Below are 17,971 nucleotides of genomic sequence, written 5' to 3'. Positions count from 1 at the left end.
CAGGCTTTTTTTATGCCGTAATTTTTTGTTTGAATTCCATTGTAAACGTTGTTCCATTGTCGACACTGTATTTACAATTTCCATCCAACTGATCACACAAGGAATTAATCACTACCATGCCCAACGAATCGTTTTTATCATAATCTGCTTTTAATCCTACACCATCATCTTTTACTTTTAAATTAATCAACTGCTCTTCGTTTTTCGAAAGAAAGACCTCAATGTTTCCTTGTGTGCGTCCTTTGAATGCATGCTTGTAACAATTGGTTAACAATTCATTGAGAATCAGTCCGCATGGAATTGCACTGTTTACATTCAATGTCACATCCGAAATGGAAGTGGTTAATTTAATGTTGTTGGCCAACGAAGGATAAGAAGAATGAATCTCCGCAATTAGTTCTGTGGTGTATTTCGCAAAATCAATTTCAGATAATTTTTCACTGTTGTATAAACTATCATGGATCAGGGCCATGGATTTAACACGATTTCGGCTGTCGGTTAAAATCGATTTTGCTTCTTCGTTTTCAATCGAGTGAATTTGTAAATTGAAAAGGCTCGCAATCACGGCCAAGTTGTTTTTTACTCGGTGATGAATTTCCGCCAATAGAATTTCCTTTTCATTTAGGGCTGCTTGAATGGCTTGTTCGGAAGCTCTGCGCTCATCAATACGTTGTTGAAATATTCCACTTTCCTTGATGTTGTTGGAAACCGTGAGGTACATAAAAAAACCAATGGAAGAGCAACTGAAAATTAAATTGAACATAAACATTAACTCTTTGTCTTCGGCAGTCAGATATTGACTACTAAACAACGAATACTTGGTGGCAACGTTTACCAATAATAAGGTGAGTGGAAGAAAAAAGTGAAACAGCATCAAGGCTTTTTCTTCGTGATAATCAAAAACAAATGCGATGGCCAAGATCATTGGGAAATGGTAGAGGAAGGTCCCGGAAGCCAAACCCGAATACGAATCGAAATAAAAAATGGCAATGGTGGTGGTTAATAATACGAGTGACGTGGGGAATTTATGAATGCCATATTTGTTAAAGAAAAAAACCGACAAACTCGGAATGGCCAATATTTCAATAAGGATAGCAGAAAAGGTATCGCCAAGAATAAAATTGTTGACACCACTTAAAACAAATACAATGAGTGCAACAAAACCAAACTGATTCGTTAATCGTATTCGCTTCACCAGCTTATCATCATACTCGGGGCGAATGCCCGTTTCCGAAATAAAACTCCAAAATCCCATGTTCCTAATTCTAATTCGGTTTAAACTTACAGAAAATATTATAAAAAATAAGTTTTTTTATGGTTAACTTAGCATTTCAAATTTTTTCGACTATTAAAAACGATTTCAAGCTGTGCAAATTACTTTTTTAGGAACAGGAACTTCTCAAGGTGTACCCATCATTGCTTGTCCATGTGACGTTTGCGCTTCCACCGATTCGCACGATAAACGATTGCGTACTTCGATGTTGATTGAGACCAATGGAAAAACATTTGTGATTGATACCGGCCCGGATTTCCGTCAACAGATGTTGCGTGAAAACGTAAAACAAATGGACGCGATTATTTTTACGCATGAACACAAAGATCATACAGCCGGCTTTGATGACATTCGTGCTTTTAATTTTGTCAACAAGAAGAAAATGGAAGTTTATGCTTCCGCACGTGTGCAGGAAGCCATCCGCAGAGAATACGCTTATATCTTCAGCGACTTTAAATATCCGGGAATACCAGAAATAAATTTACACTTAATAGAAAATAAAAAATTCACCATCGAAGGAGTAGATGTACTGCCAATCGAAGTGATGCATTATAAATTGGAAGTGTTCGGTTTTCGTATTGGCGACTTTTCTGACATCACCGATGCGAATTATATTTCGGATATTGAAAAAGAAAAGTTAAAAAATTCAAAAGTGTTGGTGTTGAATGCACTGCGCAGAGAACCGCACATCTCACACTTTACACTCGAACAAGCCATTGAATTGGTAAAAGAGTTACAACCCGAAAAAGCGTATTTCACGCATATCAGTCATCAATTAGGATTGCATGCAGACGTGCAAAAAGAACTTCCTGAAAACATCGAGCTTGCGTTTGACGGATTAAAAATTACAGTTTAAGATGTCGAACGAAATTCCATCTCATCAATTAATTCAAACCAATGTGATGCCGTGTAAGGCAACACGCTTGAACTTTTCTGGCGGACATGGAATGGATGATGCGCACCGTCACAACTGTTTTCAAGTGTTTCTGTTTAAGAAGGGTGGAGGAGAGCACATGATTGATTTTAACTATTATCCGATTGAAGACAATAGTTTGCATTTTGTTTCAGAAGGACAAGTACATGCGTTGAACTCGGTGGAAGGCACAGAGGGTTATGTGATTTTATTTACCAAGGAAATTGTGATTTTGAATAGTGCCGATAAATTTATTTTCAATGATTTTCCGGTATTTAATAAAAGTGTTGCACCAATCTTGAATCCTGATCAGGAAATGGTGGCCGACCTTGAAAACATGCTGTTGATGATGATTTCGGAATATGGGAAAAGTAATCCATACAAAGAAAATATATTAGGTTCATACATTTCCATCTTGTTGTTAAAATGTAAAACCATTATTTCGGAAATGTCCGAATACAAACGAACCGACAGTGCTTCACAAGAGTTGTTGCAAAAGTTCAACAACCTGGTGGAACAACATTTTATAGAATTTCATAAGGTGAACGACTATGCCGATCTTTTAAACGTAACACCCAATCATTTGAGTGAAACAATTAAAAAGGTAACCGGTAAAACCGCAGGAGACAGTATTCACGAACGATTGATACTGGAAGCCAAACGGAGATTGTTGCATTCGTCCATCACCGCAAAAGAGTTAGCGTATGAATTAAATTTTAACGACCCTTCCTATTTTAGCCGTTTTTTTAAAACCAATACCGGTTTATCGCCTGAAGCCTTTCGGAAAGAAATCCGTGAAAAGTACCAGCATTAGCATTTTTTGTCCCTTTACCATCGAACAAAGCTGTCTTAACTTTGTTGAATCATTTATAATTAAAGCGTATGAACATTTATAAAAAAACAATTGTATCGGTATTGGGATTATCCATTGCAGTCATCTGTATCAGTGATTTTACATCCAATGCGCATAGCAATGGCTTTGGTGCTCCGGCAGCAAGAACCGGTTCACCCGGAGATGGTGCGAATTGTACCGGTTGTCATTCCGGAACAGCTACCACAACAGCCGGATTAATTACCAGCGATGTGCCGTTAACAGGTTATATTCCTGGAGATACCTATACAATAACAGCCACCATTTCGGTTGGCGGGATTAACAAATATGGTTTTGAAGTTTCACCACAAAGTACAACAGGCGTAAAAAAAGGAACCATGGTGGTAATCGATGGTGTTCAAACAAAGTTGGTGGGGATAGGCGGAAAATACATCACCCACAATGCCGGAGGAACATCCGGAACAGGAACCAAAACATGGACATTCGAATGGATTGCACCGGCAGCAGGGAGTGGAGATGCTATTTTTTATGGCGCATTTTTAGCGGCCAATGGCAATGGAACCACAACAGGAGATCAAGTGTTTTTATCCAGCCTGTTGGTACAAGAAAATCTTTCCGCAGGAATTTTTGATGTCGCTGCAAAAGCAGATGTATGGAGTGTTTATCCAAATCCGGCAACAGAAAAATTGACGATTGAAACGTTGGATGCAACAGCAACATTGGAGCAACTAACGATTTACGACATTACAGGCAAACGCATTAAAACCATTCGCTATGAAACCTTTTCGCAAACTCAGATCCTGGATATCGCTGATTTGTCAAGCGGTATGTATGTATTAGAAATTACTTCCGATAAAAATACGATTACGAAAAAATTTGTAAAGAACTAATAGAGGTAGATTTCTCCACGCTGGTCGAACTAACAGTGGGAAGAATTTTTGAGTTGACTGCACAAATAACGCACCTAATAAATCGGGCAAAATAATTTGTGTTTTAGATAATTTTTTCCTTTCTTTACTTATCATTCAATAATCACAATCAAAACCCCAATGCTACATGACAATTAAAAAATTTACACTGGCTATCCTGATGCTTGCATCATTTAGCGCAACAGCATCCGAAGGCGGTATTATTTCTAATGCCAACAAAAACGATGTTCGTTTTATCAAAAACACCAAGCGTTTACCCGATGTTGCTTTTCAAAAAGCTTTGCGCGAAAGTGCAGAGTGGCAAAACTTTGTTGCTGCAAACGGTACCTGGTATGTAATTTTTAATGAAGAAAATGCAAAACCACATCGTGCTTTTGGTGCGCCCATCACTGTATTTGGTATGGATCCGCAAACCAAAGCCATGAATTTTATTACCAGTAAATTATCCGGATTCAATATTCCGGTTTCTGAATTGGCCTATGCAAGCGGTGGAAATTCAAAATTTTAATTATGTACATTTTAATCAGATTCACTCCGGATTAAAAGTATTGTAACAGCGATGTATATGTAAAAATGACGCCTTCCGGTAAGGTGGTTACTTTTGGTTGTGATGTGTATAACGACATCACACTTTCAACCACACCAACCATTTCTCCAAGTGATGCAATTACATTTGCACAAACCGGATTGGGTGATTTGATTGTAAGCACTTCTATTAAAAGTGACTTGTTTATTTTACCGATTCCTGAATACAAAAAGAACATTTATAAGTTGGTATATGAAGTAACTGTTGAAACAAAAGATGCAGCAGGCGTTCCTGCAAAATACCTTACGTTGGTAGATGCTGAAAACGGAACCGTACTTTCTCGTACCAACAAAGTATTGCATTACGATCCAAAACATACACCGACTCCAGCACCAACTCCGGCTGCGGCAACCGACATTACCATTACCGGAACGGTGTATCCAACAAATCCATACGATCCAAGTGCGACACATCCATTGCGCAATTTAAAAATTGTGGAAGGTGCAACAACCTATAATACCGATGCGGTTGGATATATTGGTTTACCAAGTGTAACGCCTACAACTGTTACGTTTTCGTTGGAAGGCCTTTGGTCGAAAGTTGAAACAAGTGGTGTTACACCCACATTTACTGCAACTGCAAATCCTGGAACAAACACGTATTCCTTTAATACGGATGCGAACATCCGCGAATTATCTGCTTATTACCACGTGAACATTGTTCACGATTATATGAAAACAAAGTTTCCTGCATTTACCGATATGGACAGTCCATTGCCTACCAATGTGGATGAAACCGGAACATGTAACGCTTTTTACAATGGTGTATCCATTAATTTTTATGCTGCCGGTGGCGGATGTAATTCATTGGCGCAAGTAGGCGATGTGGTTTATCACGAATACGGTCATGGTATCAATGATAAATTTTATCAGTCGCAAGGCGCATCGTTCGACAATGGAGCAATGGGTGAAGGGTATGCCGATATTTGGGCATTGGGAATTACTCAAAGTCCGATTTTAGGAATTGGTTTTGATGATACGGATCCAACAGTAGTAGTAAGACGTTACGACATCAACAAAAAAGTATATCCTCAGGATTTAGTTGGTGAAGTACATGCTGATGGTGAAATCATTGCCGGAGCATGGTGGGATACCAATTTAAATTTTGGTGATTTACAACAAATGATGGATTTGTACAAAGAAACATTTTTTGCGACTGTAACCGGTCCGGATGGAACAGAAGGACAAGTTTATGTTGATATTTTAATTGAAGCATTGACCACCGATGATTTACCAATCAATGGTGGTGATAACGATATTACCAATGGAACACCAAGAGACAACGACATTATTGATGCATTTGATTTGCATGGAATTACTTTGTTGTCGAATGCAGTCATCACCCATACACCGGTGTTGGCATCTACTGCATCTATTGGTATTCCAATCAATGCAACAGTAAGTGTTACGTATCCTTGGGCATTGGCTTCCGTAGAATTGTATTATAAAATAAACCGTTTGGGTGCATGGACGAATATGCCAATGACCAATACCAGCGGTATCAGTTACACGGCAACCATTCCGGCACAACCGAATGGAACGGTGATTGGTTATTATTTAGGATTGATGGGAACTGCAGGTTCATTAAGTTTAGTTGAACCGATTGCAGCGGATGAAGCGAATCCGAACATTCCTTATTTTATTTTGAATGGAGTATCGTTGATGGCCGAAGAAGATTTCGATATCAATTTTGGAGCATGGAGTCAGGGTGTTGCATCCGACAATGCAACCACAGGAATGTGGGTGGTAGATGTGCCGGTAGCGTCTTATGGAACTCCGGGAACACCTTCTACAATTGTACAACCGGGTGTGCAAACCACTTCAGGTGGAAGCATGTGTGCGGTAACCGGAAATGCTCCGAGCATTACTTCGGGCATTGGAACCAACGATGTGGATGCAGGAGTAACCACGTTGGAATCACCGATTTATAATTTGAGTACATATACCAATCCAATATTGACGTATAACCGTTGGTGGAGCAATAATTCGGGAGCGAATCCCGGACAAGATTATTGGCAAGCACAAATCACCAACGATGGTGGCGCAACGTGGGTGGATGTAGAACAAACAAAAGTATCAGACAAGAGCTGGAGACGATTTGCATTCAGAATTACGGATTATGTTTCGTTGAGTTCAACAGTGCAAATGCGTTTTATGTGTTCGGATAGTTTAATTGTCGGAGCCGAATTGAATGGTGGTAGTTTAGTAGAAGGCGCATTGGATGATTATTATTTGTATGAAGCATCAGGAGTAGGAGTGGATGAAAATGCAGTAGTAACTGCTGTAAGTGTATTCCCGAACCCAGCAAGCAATGTAATCAATGTATCGTATGAATTGATGAATGCGGAAGATGTAAGCATTGTGATTACGAATGCAATCGGACAAGTGATTTATACGCAAGCAGTGAAGGAAAACAATTTAGGTCGTCATACACTTAAAATTGACACCGATTTGTTTGCTGCTGGTATCTATCAATTGAACATCAAAACCGGCAAAAAAGATCATGTACAGAAAGTAGCAGTGATGAAATAAATGTTGATTGCTGTTTGAAATTTAAAAACGCCTCCCTCTCGGAGGCGTTTTTTTTATCCGTTTTAAAACGAGTAGAAACGCTTCTACTCATGTTTACACGGATAATGGATTGGAGAAAGTTTTGTATTTTAGTTGCTCAATGCCAAACCTTGAATACACGCAGAACCGAAGAATAAAAAAATGACATTCAGATACGCCAGACATACCACCAACCTGAAAGCAATTGAACGTTTTTATACAGAAATTGTCGGGCTTGAAAAATTAGGTGGTTTCGAAAATCATAACTCCTATGATGGATTATTTTTAGGACATAAATACTCCGATTGGCATTTAGAATTCACTACATCAACAGAACTTCCTCAAAGCAAATTTGACGAAGACGATATCCTGGTTTTTTATGTAAATGCCAACATCGAACTTGCGAACATCAAACAAAGACTCAGTCGAAAAAACATACCGCTCGAAACACCTAAAAATCCATATTGGAAAGAAAATGGAATACAGATTTCTGACCCGGATGGTTATAAAATTATGTTCTCTGTTCGACCGCTTCCTTTTACTTCATCCGACTCATTAACCACATTGGTGAAAAGTAAAGGAATTGAAAATTGGAGCGAACTCATTGATTTTACAAAAAACTTACCCTATGGACGAAACTTAAATCGAGAAGATTTTTCACTTGTGCTTACGGAAAACAAAGGGACGTGTAGCTCAAAACATGCTTTCTTAAAAAAGGTGGCTGCGCTCAATACGTTCGATAACATACGGCTGATTTTAGGAATGTATCGCATGAACCATTTGAATACACCCAAAATTGGAAATGCCATTTTGGAAAATGGGTTAGAATACCTTCCAGAAGCTCATTGCTATCTAAAGTTGAATAACCAACGAATCGACATCACCAGCAGCACTTCTAGTATTGAAAATTTGATGGACGACATTCTTGAAGAAATTGAAATAGAACCGGAACAGGTGAATGTTTTTAAAGTGGATCTTCACAAACACTACTTGCAAAATTGGATGAAAGAAAACAAGATTCAAATGGACTTTGAAAAGGTTTGGGCAATCAGAGAACAATGTATAAAGAAACTGGAACAATAAGAGTTGTACGTTACAAGTTTTAAACGCGTATAAACGTTTCTACCCGTGTATACACGTGTTTTGGTTGCTGATAGTAAGAAGTTGCAGTAAATTTGAGAAAATTAGTCTATACAGAAAGAATGAAAGATTCAGTCAAAAATAAAATACTAGAAACAAAAAATTTAAAGCTGGTTGCTTGCGACATTGAACTATTGACGTCCGCAATAGAAGGGAATGAAATTCTAGCAAAAAAATTGAATGTGAGTGTTCAAGAAAATTGGACAGAATTTGGAGTAGGTGCATTGCAGTATTCACGTAATAAATTATCAGAAAATAAAGAAGAAAAAAATTGGTGGACTTACTTTCCAATTCATAAGCAAGACAATACACTTATTGGAAGTGGCGGTTATAATGGTCAGCCGACAGCTGACGGGATTGTGGAAATTGGATATGAAATAGCACCCGCGTATCGAAATCGCGGACTTGCCACTGAAATGACAAATGGATTAATTGAGAACGCATTGAGAGACGAACGTGTAACATCCATTATTGCACATACACTCGGACAGCCCTCTCCTTCAACAAAAGTTTTACAAAAATGCGGCTTTGAAAAGGTTGATGAACTAAATGACCCTGATGAGGGACTGATATGGAAGTGGGAACTAAAAAGACATTAAACGAGCAACCTAAATCTAGCGCAGAGATTGGATACAATTTCGTTACTTATCCATATTGCGCTACATTGCTAAACGTTGGCTCAAATTTTGATGAAAGAGGAGCCTAACGCCTCATTCAAATAAAATGAAAAAATGCTTCCCGCTCTTTCTTCTTCTTCTTTTAAGTAATTACACCATTGCACAAACCACCGGCAATACCGCTCAACAAGATACCATCATTGAGAAGTACTTAAAAAAAGGCGCCTACAACTATCATTATACACAACAAGGTTGGGACGACCATATTAACCTGGCGCTGAAACAAGATTCAACCTTCGCCATGCTTTGGCAACTGAAAGCATTGCCTTATTGGAAAACAAAAAAATACGATCTAGCGGTGGAGTGTTATAACAAAGCTGTACGGTATGATAGAGCCAATTATCTTGGACGAAGAGGTTATTTAAAATGCATTTTTCAAAAAGATTATCGAAGTGCCATTTCGGATATGGAAGCAGCGGTTAAGGAATTTGGATATGGATTTCAAAATGATCATTCGTATTCCTTTTACCTCGCACTCTGTCATTTGCAGTTAAATGAATTTGAAACCGCTGAACGGATCCTACAAAAAGACTTTGATAAAGCAACGGAAGAACATGGTGAAGATTGGATTCATTTTTTGGATGTATTCTATATGGGAATTATTCAGTATGAGTTAAGGAATTACGACAAAGCAATAACCTATTTTGACAAAACAATCAGCACGTACAATAATTTTTCGGATGCAAAATATTACAAAGGATTATGCCTGCTGCAAAAAGGTGATAAAACAAATGCCGAAATCCTGATGCGGGAAGCCAAAACAAATTTCGAACAAGGATATACAATCAATGAAGATGATGCGATGTATGAATCCTATCCCTACAAAGTAAATTGGTATATGGCTAAATGGACCATCCCCAATTATAAAGAATAATGCAACTGCCAACATGTTTTTGTTAAAAAGGAGAAGAAATAACTTCGCTGTACTTTTGTACTTTCTATTCGATTTGTACTAAATTTGAGTAGTGATGCTTTTGAATTCAAAAGAAACATGAATGCATCTGCTATAAACAAAAAAGTTAATTTTAATAAATGAATAGATTAATTTTTGCAATCTCATTTCTTTTCCTAACAAACTTCTGCTTTGGCGAAAAATCAAAAGTTGATTCTCTCAATCATGCTCTGAGTCTGGAGCAGGACGACTTTAAAAAAGTGGATATCCTTGCTCAATTATCCGAACAATGTGAGCTGATTGATAATCTTAAGTATGCCTCTAGTAGTTTGAGTCTTATTCATAAACTAAAAAAAACGACTAAAGACACAAGCCTTTACAACCATCTTTTAGCGCAAGAAGCGGGTGCTTACAGCTTTATTGGAGCATATTATGGAGAAAATAATTATTATGATAATAATAAATTTTATAACTCCGAAAAATCCGTAGCGTATTATACAAAATCATTACAAATCTATCAACAACTCAAATTGTGGAATAAAATTAATGATGCTTATGGCTTCATTGATAACCTGCACGTGCGCACAGGAAATAGTTATTTGCAATTGCTCACCTATAAAAGTGCTATTGAATTTGGAAAATCGAATAACAATAAAATTTTTGTAGCAAGGTATATCTATCGGTTAGCTACGTTTTATGCTCGCTTGGGTGATTTTGCAAAAGCAATGCAATATGCCGAAGAAGGAGTCGCCTTGGAAAAACAAATTAATGACCCCAAAAGACTTGCAAAAGGGTATGAACTTGCTGGTGATTTATTCGCAAGAATTAAACAGGAGCAAAAGGCAATTGAATTTTATCATAAATCATTGGAGGAGTATCGTAAAAATAATGATAGCTCACAAAATGTATATGTATATTTTGGCTTAGGAACAACCTATGCAAAAATCAATAATTATGATGAAGCTAACCGATATTTAAAACAAGCATTGTCGCTTGTGGATAGTTCCAGAGGCAAGAATGCTTTTTATTTAGAAGTTATTGTTGAGATAGGAAGACTCGAGTATCAATTTGGTAATTATACTGCCGCCTTTCACTACCATCAAAAGGCACTCGCTGATTGTGAAAATAGTGGTTTCCCCGGAGGAATTGCGGTTTCTAGTCATGAACTGGCAAAAGATTTGTTCCGACTGAAAAAATTCGCTGATGCCAAAAAATATGCTGAAAAAGCATTGGCCGTGAAAAAAAGTATTGCCAGCGTTGAACAAATTATGGGTACCGAAAAATTATGTTATAAAATTGATTCGGCTCTTGGCAATCATCAGAGCGCATTGCTGCATTACATTGAGTTTACTAAGCTTCAAAATAAATTAAATCTTGATGAAGTTCAAAAATCTTCTATAAAAGATGACCTAAACAAGAAGTTTGAACAAGAAAAGGAAAAGGAGCAAATTCTGCTGCAGCGCAAGGAAGCGGAAGTGGCGCAGGAGTTTAAACAGCAGAAATTAATCCGAAATAGTTTATTAATTGGTGTGGTGCTATTACTTCTGTTGGCAGCAATTATTCTTCGGAATTATTTTATTAAGAAAAAACACAGCACGGAGCTTGTCATTAAAAACAACGAGATACTGGAACAAAAACATTTGATTGAAGAAAAACAAAATGAAATTTTGGATAGCATTGCCTATGCCAAACGCTTGCAACATGCTATTTTACCACCACAAGAATTTGTAAGTGCTCATTTAACGAATAATTTTATTTTTTATCGACCGAAAGACATTGTAGCCGGTGACTTTTATTGGGCGGAAAAAATGAATGATTTGTTTTTTATTGCGGCAGCGGATAGCACCGGACATGGTGTTCCCGGTGCATTGGTTTCCATTGTCTGCTCCAACGCTTTAAACAGAGCGATGAAAGAATTTAACTTGAAAGAAACCGGAAAAATTCTTGATAAAACACGGGAATTGGTTGTTGAAACGTTCGAAAAAAGTGCCAGCGATGTAAAAGATGGAATGGATATTTCTCTCCTTTGTATCGATTTAAAAAACAAAACCATTTGTTGGAGTGGTGCCAATAACCCCTTGTGGTACATTCAAAACAATGCACTTATTTCAATAAAAGCCGATAAGCAGCCGATTGGAAAAACAGATGCTCCAAAACCTTTTACAACGCATGTGATTGAATTGAAGGAAGCAACCACCTTTTATCTTTTCACTGACGGTCTTGCTGACCAGTTTGGTGGTCCGAAAGGAAAAAAATTCAAATACAAAAAATTCGAAGAATTGCTCTTGTCGATTCATGAAAAGCCAATGCAAGAACAGCTGGCAATCATTGATTTGGAATTGAACAACTGGAAAGGGAACCTGGAGCAGGTGGATGATATTTGTGTAATTGGTATAAAAATGTAATTCAACCCCTTAATCTTAAGGCCGTCTCATCCATTTTAGGAGGACGGGTGAGGACTGCACCACATTACTTTCCCAATTCTAAGTTACGTTGCGTAACCATTTATAACCCGTTTTTAAACGTGTAGAAACGTTTCTACTCAATTATACACGGATAATTAAATCGGAGAATGTTTAGTATCTTCGGGGTTGATTGCAAGAGGTTATTACCAATGTAAAGAATGGCCTACACCTGAAAATCGTAATCCAACCCTTAAACTCTAAACACTAAAAAAATGAAAAAATTTATGCTTGATATCCGATTAGAAGGATTGGACACAGAAACCAGAATGAAACTACTTCCAAAAGAACAAGAGGTGGTAAAAGAATTGGAACAAAATGGAACGATTGTAGACAATTTCATTAAACTGGATATGTCCGGTATTTTCATGGTGGTGATGGGCACTGATGCGGATGATGTGCATTCAAAACTTTCTGCCTTGCCGTATTACCCGTATATGAAAATTGAAATGACTCCGGTAAGAGTCGTGAATAATGTGAATCAATAAACACAGGGCATCACATTCGAAGCCATTTTGAATCCCACAAATTTTATGATCAGAAAAAAACTCTTTTTATTTTTTATCATCGGACTTCTCCTACCGTCATGTGGTTTTCTATTTTATAATTTTCGATGTGAATACGATAGCGACATTTCTATCCCGAATCAAACTGCGGACACAAATCTAAGATATACAGTCGGACAATATATCATCAAATTTAAGGAGCAACATTCGTTTTACGAGCGTTTTGCGACCAGCACCTATGATAGCTTGTATTTTTATGGACCCGATTATCATAAGTTGTCGTTTAAAATAACAGAAACTAATCAAACAACGAATATTCATTTCCACTACTTTGGATTTAATGGCTCTCGCAAACGACCGCCACATAAACTGTTTATTCAAGCTTTAAAAGATTCGTTGAAAATAAAATTTAATGCTACTGAGAAGATAAACAGAGACCTCAGTAATGAACGAAAATAGGGAATGGGGCATGGGGAATTCCAGCCGGTAGGCAGGTTCTTCCTTTTTTGATCAAGCAAAAAAGGAAAAAGGCAATTTAGATGCACACATCACTTTCCCAATTCTAAATTGTGTTTCGAAGCATTTATTACCCGTTTTTAAACGTGTAGAAACGTTTCTCCTCAATTATACACAGATAATTAAATCGGAGAAAGTTTTGTATTTTCGTTGCTAAGAGCAAGATGTTGTAGACAAGGCTTCAACAATCTAATTCAAAAATAAGAACGAATAAGAAATGAAAAAAAATTTAACAACCTTAGTCGCAATTGGTATTGCAACTTTTATGAACGCTCAAACACCTCACGTGGAATGGGTAAAAGCTATCGGTGGGATTGGGAATGAACGTACAAATAGTGTGGAAACCGACTTGAACGGGAATATCATTTTGGCTGGTCGTTTCCAAAGCCCGACAATTTTAATTGACGGCATCACCTTGAAAAAAAATACAGAAGACAATGCAGATGTCGCAGACATATTTATCATCAAGCTAGACAAAACCGGAAAAGCTATTTGGGCAGTGACAGCAGGCGGAAAAGGTGACGACCACGCTACCAGCTGCGTGACTGATAAAGATGGCAATATCTATGTAGTCGGTTGGTTTGAAAGTAAAACACTAAAGTTCAGAAATATTATTCTTACCAATAAAACCGTAAAAGGTTCTGATATGTATGTAGCTAAATTTTCACCTGATGGAATTTGTCTATGGGCGAATAATGCCGGTGGTGAAGGTGGCAATGGGGATTACAGCACTGTATCGCTCGACCAACAAAACAATGTTGTTGTAGCAGGAATTGCTGGTAAAGTAATGGACTTTGGGAATGGCGTGAAATTTACCAATGAAAAAAGTGGTATTTATGTTGCAAAATATTCAACGGACGGAAAATTGCTCTGGGCTAAATCACCGGTTGGAAGCGGAGAAGCACAAGGTGTTGGCACGGACGCAAAAGGAAATGTGTTTATTGGCGGTTTCTTTCGTCCGACTATTGCCTTTGACGATATTACTCTCAATTCTAATTCTGAAGAAAGTGGTGATGCTTTTGTTGCGAAATATTCACCCGAAGGCAATGCAATCTGGGGAAGAAATTTCGGTGGAACCGGTCAGGAAATTGCTTCCTGCGAAACTGACGCCTCAGGAAACGTTTATCTGGGTGGTATGTTCTTTAGTAAAACCGTCAACGCTGAAAATTTTTCGTTGACAAACAATGGAGTAATGAACGCTTTTGTTGCAAAATATGATAACAACGGAAAATTAATCTGGACAAAATCTGCAGGAGGAAATAATGGAGAAGCACCCGCAACCGCTACCCGCGAATTTTATGTGGATGATAATGGGAATGTTTATTGCACAGGTTCAAATTGGAGTGAATTTACATTTGCTGGCAAATCAATTAAACCCGTTGCTGGTTCGGAAGATATTTTCCTTTTAAAATACGACAAAGATGGCAATGAGCTTTGGGGTTTAGATTATGGCGGTTCTGGCAGAAATGCTGGACGAGGCATCACAACGGATAAAAACGGAAACATCTTTTTAACGGGTTCTTTTGACGAAAAAGCACTTAAAATTGACAACTATACTTTAACAAATACGGGTGACTCAGACATTTTTATTGTGAAGTTTAGTGAAGCGAAAAAATAAAAATAAGGATGGTACATAACAGACAATTTGCAAAACGTTTTACGCTTATCCAAATTTAACATAAACCTTAACCCATGAAAACCATTCGATTGTTTATTGTTTTAGTTTGCTTGTTGCCAATCTTAAGTGTATTCGGACAAGTGACCCCAACAACTACTGACACCATCACTCAACAGCTGAAAGGAACATGGTATGTAGTAAACGGTTGGCCAGCCACCAAAGATACCTTGGTTTTTAAAAGGGTATCAAGAGCACCCAATAATTATGGTGACAGAATTGAATTTTCAGAAAACGGAGAATTTATGGACGCTTATTCTGCCCCTTGTGGAAACGATGATAGAAGCCACCATACCAAAGGAAAGTGGACACTCGACAAAAATGAAATGATAATTATCACCACCGTTCCCATTTATTTAGACCGTCCAAAAAATAAAATCTTGCTGCTTACTCCCGATACCTTGGTCTTGTTGCGACTGGAATAAAGTAGCTAGAAACACTAGGTATCCTCCAATTAAAATTTTTATTAGGCAAAACTTTTCTTACCCAGAGCACTCAACTTCTTTTTAGCAGAGCAGGTGAGGAGTCAAATTTTCACTTTTCTAAATATAATTCCAAAATAATTTGCGCAATCAAATGGTTGCACATATATTTGTCGCGAAATTGATTCCAACAGAACAACTTTATACTTGAAATATTAATAAAATGGAAACCAGACGAGATGTATTTCAGGCGATTGCCGACCCTACACGCAGAGCAATCCTCCTTTTGCTTGCTTCACAAGCCATGACCCCCAACGCCCTGGCAGAAGAATTTAATACCAGCCGACAAGCCGTTTCAAAACACATCCGCATATTAACCGAATGTGAATTGGTGAAACAAGAACAAAAAGGACGAGAAATCTATTACCACATCGATACTCATAAAATGAAAGAAATTGATAAATGGATTGAACAATTCAAACAGATCTGGGAAACCAAGTTCAACCAATTGGATAATGTATTACTAACCCTTAAAAAAAAGAAAAAATGAGCACGACCTTATTCAACGAATTCACTGTCGACAAACAAACCAACACCATCCACATCAAACGCGAATTTGCTGCCGACCGTCCCACCGTGTGGGACTGCTATACCAAATCCGAAATCCTCGACCAATGGTGGATGCCCAAGCCGTGGAAAGCACGCACCAAAAACATGGACTTCCGCGAAGGTGGCAATTGGCATTATGCAGCAGTTAGTCCGACCGGTGAAGAACATTGGTCCATCACCAGCTATGTGAAAATAGAAGTGGAGAAAATGTTTTTGGCAAACAATGGTTTCTGCGATGCCAACGGAACCATCAACCCCAACATGCCCATGTCCAAATGGAAAATGGAGTTTAGCGATATGGGAAAAAATACTTTGGTATACGGACAAATGCAATTCCCCGACCTGGCACAACTGGAACAAAACATTGCCATGGGCTTCAAAGAAGGCTTAACCATGGCTATGGAAAACCTGGATATGATGCTTGCGAAACGATAATTTCTCATGCTAAATTCAAATTAACTAACGCCTCCTTTTTGGAGGCGTTTTTTTATCCTTTTTTAAATAAGTAGAAACGTTTGTAAATGTGTATACCCGTGTAGAAACGAATAATTTATTGGTCAATTTTGGTTAGTGGGAGTGTGGAATGTTTTGTATATTAGTTGCTGTTAGCAAGAAAAACACCTCTCACTTGAACGATGCAAAAAAAAATGATAAAATGGAAAATGGATCAATGACACTTGTGCAACTTGCATTGCGTGTTATAGGAATTATCGTTTGTGTAAATAAAGCAAGAAGTCTAAAACGGAATGCATTAGGCTGGGGCGCATTTGGTTTTCTCTTACCAATTGTGGCAATAATTGCTGTCTATTGCATGAAGCCCTTGGGTCTGAGATTGAATAAGTGAAAGAATGAAAGCCGAGACATGAAAGTAAATGTTATCAATTATATTGCGCCAAGCCAGCTAAGTGTAGTTGTATTTCAGAATGTTTTTGTATATAAGTTGCGTATAGCCACTCCTAAATCTCTAACTCAAATATAAATCCCCATGAAAAAACTCTTTCTATTCTTTAGTACTTTATCTTTCCTTTTAATTGCTTGTAGTGGTTCCGATGTTTACAGAGGAGCTTGGAAAGCAACTGATGCACAAGGAGGGAAGTTTGAATTGGTATTTGATGCCAAATTGTTTTCGGTGACGGACAGCACCGGGAAAAAGGATGATTTTAAATACAGTCAGAATTCGGTGAACATCAACAATGGTGTTTCTTCGTATGGAATTCAATTGTCGGACGGTAGAAAATATGAAATTCTGTTTCCAATCCCCAGCAATCCAAAGGTGGCTTTGCTGAAGGATGAGAATAATGTTCTGGTATTTGCAATCAGCAGAGATGAGTTCATCAAGTATGAAGAGCTGTATAATTTGAAATAAGATTGGGTGATGGAATCCCTTTTAATCAAACGACCAACCCTTATGAAAACATTAAAAATTACCTTGTTTGCTTTTTTAGCATTAAATTTTTTAAGCACAACGGCTCAAAAAACTACTGAAGTTATTGTTTTAACAACATCTCCTAAAAAGGTAATTACTCGGGAAGCAGACAATTATTTGGTTCTGATTGATCCCACTGATTTCATAAACTCAATCGATAAGATTTCCAGTGACCTAATAAAACTAGCCGTTTCTTCTGAAGATAAAAAAGCATTAAAAAAGTATTTGAAAGACTATTTTAACGAACACGATACGTTGAGTTCAACAATTAATACGATACCTGGCAAGAGTCAACAAGCATTTATGTTATTGTTTATTGAGTATTTGAATGTAACATTGAACAAAGGGAATTACGCTGTTTATAATACTGTACAAAAGTCGTATGAGAAAAGTATATTCAGGCAAGTAGAGGAAGTTGCTGGAAATAATGCTTCGCTGGGGATAAAAGAATCTGTTAAAGTTATTAATGAAGTTTTTACATATTATACAAACGATAAGCTTAAACCATTTTATGTGTTTACCAATACACGAACGGAAAAGAAATAATTAAGCTAAATTCAATCA

Annotated in this window: 18 protein-coding genes; 17 read left to right on the top strand and 1 reads right to left on the bottom strand. The window is 37.6% G+C overall.

Annotated features, from left to right (window positions below; genetic code table 11):
• Positions 1–10: 10 nt before the first annotated feature.
• Positions 11–1,255 carry an ATP-binding protein gene (locus IPP64_08030; GenBank protein ID MBL0329351.1) on the bottom strand — a complete coding sequence of 415 codons (1,245 nt, stop codon included), beginning with the start codon at positions 1,253–1,255 and terminating at the stop codon, positions 11–13.
• A gap of 112 nt (positions 1,256–1,367) precedes the next feature.
• Between IPP64_08030 and IPP64_08025 the strand changes: the two genes are divergently transcribed.
• From IPP64_08025 to IPP64_07945, 17 genes are all read left to right on the top strand, one after another.
• The gene (locus IPP64_08025; GenBank protein ID MBL0329350.1) at positions 1,368–2,129 is read left to right on the top strand and encodes an MBL fold metallo-hydrolase; all 762 of its coding nucleotides are present in this window, start codon (positions 1,368–1,370) and stop codon (positions 2,127–2,129) included.
• Between the two features lies 1 nt (position 2,130).
• Complete coding sequence (locus IPP64_08020) at positions 2,131–3,000, top strand: helix-turn-helix domain-containing protein (GenBank protein ID MBL0329349.1); 870 nt, start codon at positions 2,131–2,133, stop codon at positions 2,998–3,000.
• Between the two features lie 68 nt (positions 3,001–3,068).
• The gene (locus IPP64_08015) at positions 3,069–3,908 is read left to right on the top strand and encodes a T9SS type A sorting domain-containing protein (GenBank protein MBL0329348.1); all 840 of its coding nucleotides are present in this window, start codon (positions 3,069–3,071) and stop codon (positions 3,906–3,908) included.
• A gap of 166 nt (positions 3,909–4,074) precedes the next feature.
• Complete coding sequence (locus IPP64_08010) at positions 4,075–4,455, top strand: hypothetical protein (GenBank protein ID MBL0329347.1); 381 nt, start codon at positions 4,075–4,077, stop codon at positions 4,453–4,455.
• Positions 4,456–4,520: 65 nt separating this feature from the next.
• Positions 4,521–7,064, top strand: a complete 2,544-nt coding sequence (locus IPP64_08005; GenBank protein MBL0329346.1) for a T9SS type A sorting domain-containing protein — start codon at positions 4,521–4,523, stop codon at positions 7,062–7,064.
• 600 nt (positions 7,065–7,664) lie between these two features.
• Positions 7,665–8,165: a hypothetical protein gene (locus IPP64_08000; protein ID MBL0329345.1), complete on the top strand. Its 501-nt coding sequence runs from the start codon at positions 7,665–7,667 to the stop codon at positions 8,163–8,165.
• Positions 8,166–8,284: 119 nt separating this feature from the next.
• Positions 8,285–8,821 (top strand): GNAT family N-acetyltransferase, encoded by a 537-nt coding sequence (locus IPP64_07995; GenBank protein MBL0329344.1) that lies wholly within the window; start codon positions 8,285–8,287, stop codon positions 8,819–8,821.
• Positions 8,822–8,945: 124 nt separating this feature from the next.
• On the top strand, positions 8,946–9,773 hold the full coding sequence (locus IPP64_07990) for a tetratricopeptide repeat protein (protein ID MBL0329343.1): 828 nt from the start codon (positions 8,946–8,948) through the stop codon (positions 9,771–9,773).
• Positions 9,774–9,931: 158 nt separating this feature from the next.
• A complete protein-coding gene (locus tag IPP64_07985; GenBank protein MBL0329342.1) occupies positions 9,932–12,196 on the top strand; it encodes a tetratricopeptide repeat protein in 2,265 nt (754 codons plus the stop codon).
• A 272-nt stretch (positions 12,197–12,468) separates the two neighbouring features.
• Entirely contained in the window at positions 12,469–12,741 is a 273-nt protein-coding gene (locus IPP64_07980) for a hypothetical protein (protein MBL0329341.1), read from the top strand.
• Between the two features lie 45 nt (positions 12,742–12,786).
• The gene (locus tag IPP64_07975) at positions 12,787–13,218 is read left to right on the top strand and encodes a hypothetical protein (protein ID MBL0329340.1); all 432 of its coding nucleotides are present in this window, start codon (positions 12,787–12,789) and stop codon (positions 13,216–13,218) included.
• A gap of 274 nt (positions 13,219–13,492) precedes the next feature.
• Positions 13,493–14,893 carry a hypothetical protein gene (locus tag IPP64_07970; protein MBL0329339.1) on the top strand — a complete coding sequence of 467 codons (1,401 nt, stop codon included), beginning with the start codon at positions 13,493–13,495 and terminating at the stop codon, positions 14,891–14,893.
• Positions 14,894–14,967: 74 nt separating this feature from the next.
• Positions 14,968–15,375 carry a lipocalin family protein gene (locus IPP64_07965; protein MBL0329338.1) on the top strand — a complete coding sequence of 136 codons (408 nt, stop codon included), beginning with the start codon at positions 14,968–14,970 and terminating at the stop codon, positions 15,373–15,375.
• Between the two features lie 220 nt (positions 15,376–15,595).
• Entirely contained in the window at positions 15,596–15,922 is a 327-nt protein-coding gene (locus IPP64_07960) for a winged helix-turn-helix transcriptional regulator (GenBank protein MBL0329337.1), read from the top strand.
• Positions 15,919–16,416 carry an SRPBCC domain-containing protein gene (locus IPP64_07955; protein ID MBL0329336.1) on the top strand — a complete coding sequence of 166 codons (498 nt, stop codon included), beginning with the start codon at positions 15,919–15,921 and terminating at the stop codon, positions 16,414–16,416. Before IPP64_07960 ends, IPP64_07955 begins: the two co-directional genes overlap by 4 nt.
• A 550-nt stretch (positions 16,417–16,966) precedes the next feature.
• Positions 16,967–17,347, top strand: coding sequence for a hypothetical protein (locus IPP64_07950; protein MBL0329335.1), 381 nt, complete (start codon positions 16,967–16,969; stop codon positions 17,345–17,347).
• Positions 17,348–17,389: 42 nt separating this feature from the next.
• Positions 17,390–17,953: a hypothetical protein gene (locus IPP64_07945; GenBank protein ID MBL0329334.1), complete on the top strand. Its 564-nt coding sequence runs from the start codon at positions 17,390–17,392 to the stop codon at positions 17,951–17,953.
• Positions 17,954–17,971 lie beyond the last annotated feature (18 nt).

The sequence above is a fragment of the Bacteroidota bacterium genome (genome assembly GCA_016722565.1).
GTDB lineage: Bacteria > Bacteroidota > Bacteroidia > 2-12-FULL-35-15 > 2-12-FULL-35-15 > 2-12-FULL-35-15.
The sequence above is the reverse complement of the archived record's forward strand: the minus strand, read 5'-3'. Positions and strand labels throughout refer to the sequence as shown.

Coding starts and splice junctions, on each gene's coding strand:
- IPP64_07975 (MBL0329340.1), top strand. CDS start 12,787: ATGATCAGAAAAAAACTCTTTTTATTTTTTATCATCGGACTTCTCCTA.
- IPP64_08005 (MBL0329346.1), top strand. CDS start 4,521: ATGACGCCTTCCGGTAAGGTGGTTACTTTTGGTTGTGATGTGTATAAC.
- IPP64_07960 (MBL0329337.1), top strand. CDS start 15,596: ATGGAAACCAGACGAGATGTATTTCAGGCGATTGCCGACCCTACACGC.
- IPP64_07965 (MBL0329338.1), top strand. CDS start 14,968: ATGAAAACCATTCGATTGTTTATTGTTTTAGTTTGCTTGTTGCCAATC.
- IPP64_08010 (MBL0329347.1), top strand. CDS start 4,075: ATGACAATTAAAAAATTTACACTGGCTATCCTGATGCTTGCATCATTT.
- IPP64_07970 (MBL0329339.1), top strand. CDS start 13,493: ATGAAAAAAAATTTAACAACCTTAGTCGCAATTGGTATTGCAACTTTT.
- IPP64_07955 (MBL0329336.1), top strand. CDS start 15,919: ATGAGCACGACCTTATTCAACGAATTCACTGTCGACAAACAAACCAAC.
- IPP64_07985 (MBL0329342.1), top strand. CDS start 9,932: ATGAATAGATTAATTTTTGCAATCTCATTTCTTTTCCTAACAAACTTC.
- IPP64_07945 (MBL0329334.1), top strand. CDS start 17,390: ATGAAAACATTAAAAATTACCTTGTTTGCTTTTTTAGCATTAAATTTT.
- IPP64_07980 (MBL0329341.1), top strand. CDS start 12,469: ATGAAAAAATTTATGCTTGATATCCGATTAGAAGGATTGGACACAGAA.
- IPP64_07950 (MBL0329335.1), top strand. CDS start 16,967: ATGAAAAAACTCTTTCTATTCTTTAGTACTTTATCTTTCCTTTTAATT.
- IPP64_08015 (MBL0329348.1), top strand. CDS start 3,069: ATGAACATTTATAAAAAAACAATTGTATCGGTATTGGGATTATCCATT.
- IPP64_08020 (MBL0329349.1), top strand. CDS start 2,131: ATGTCGAACGAAATTCCATCTCATCAATTAATTCAAACCAATGTGATG.
- IPP64_08030 (MBL0329351.1), bottom strand. CDS start 1,255: ATGGGATTTTGGAGTTTTATTTCGGAAACGGGCATTCGCCCCGAGTAT.
- IPP64_07995 (MBL0329344.1), top strand. CDS start 8,285: ATGAAAGATTCAGTCAAAAATAAAATACTAGAAACAAAAAATTTAAAG.
- IPP64_07990 (MBL0329343.1), top strand. CDS start 8,946: ATGAAAAAATGCTTCCCGCTCTTTCTTCTTCTTCTTTTAAGTAATTAC.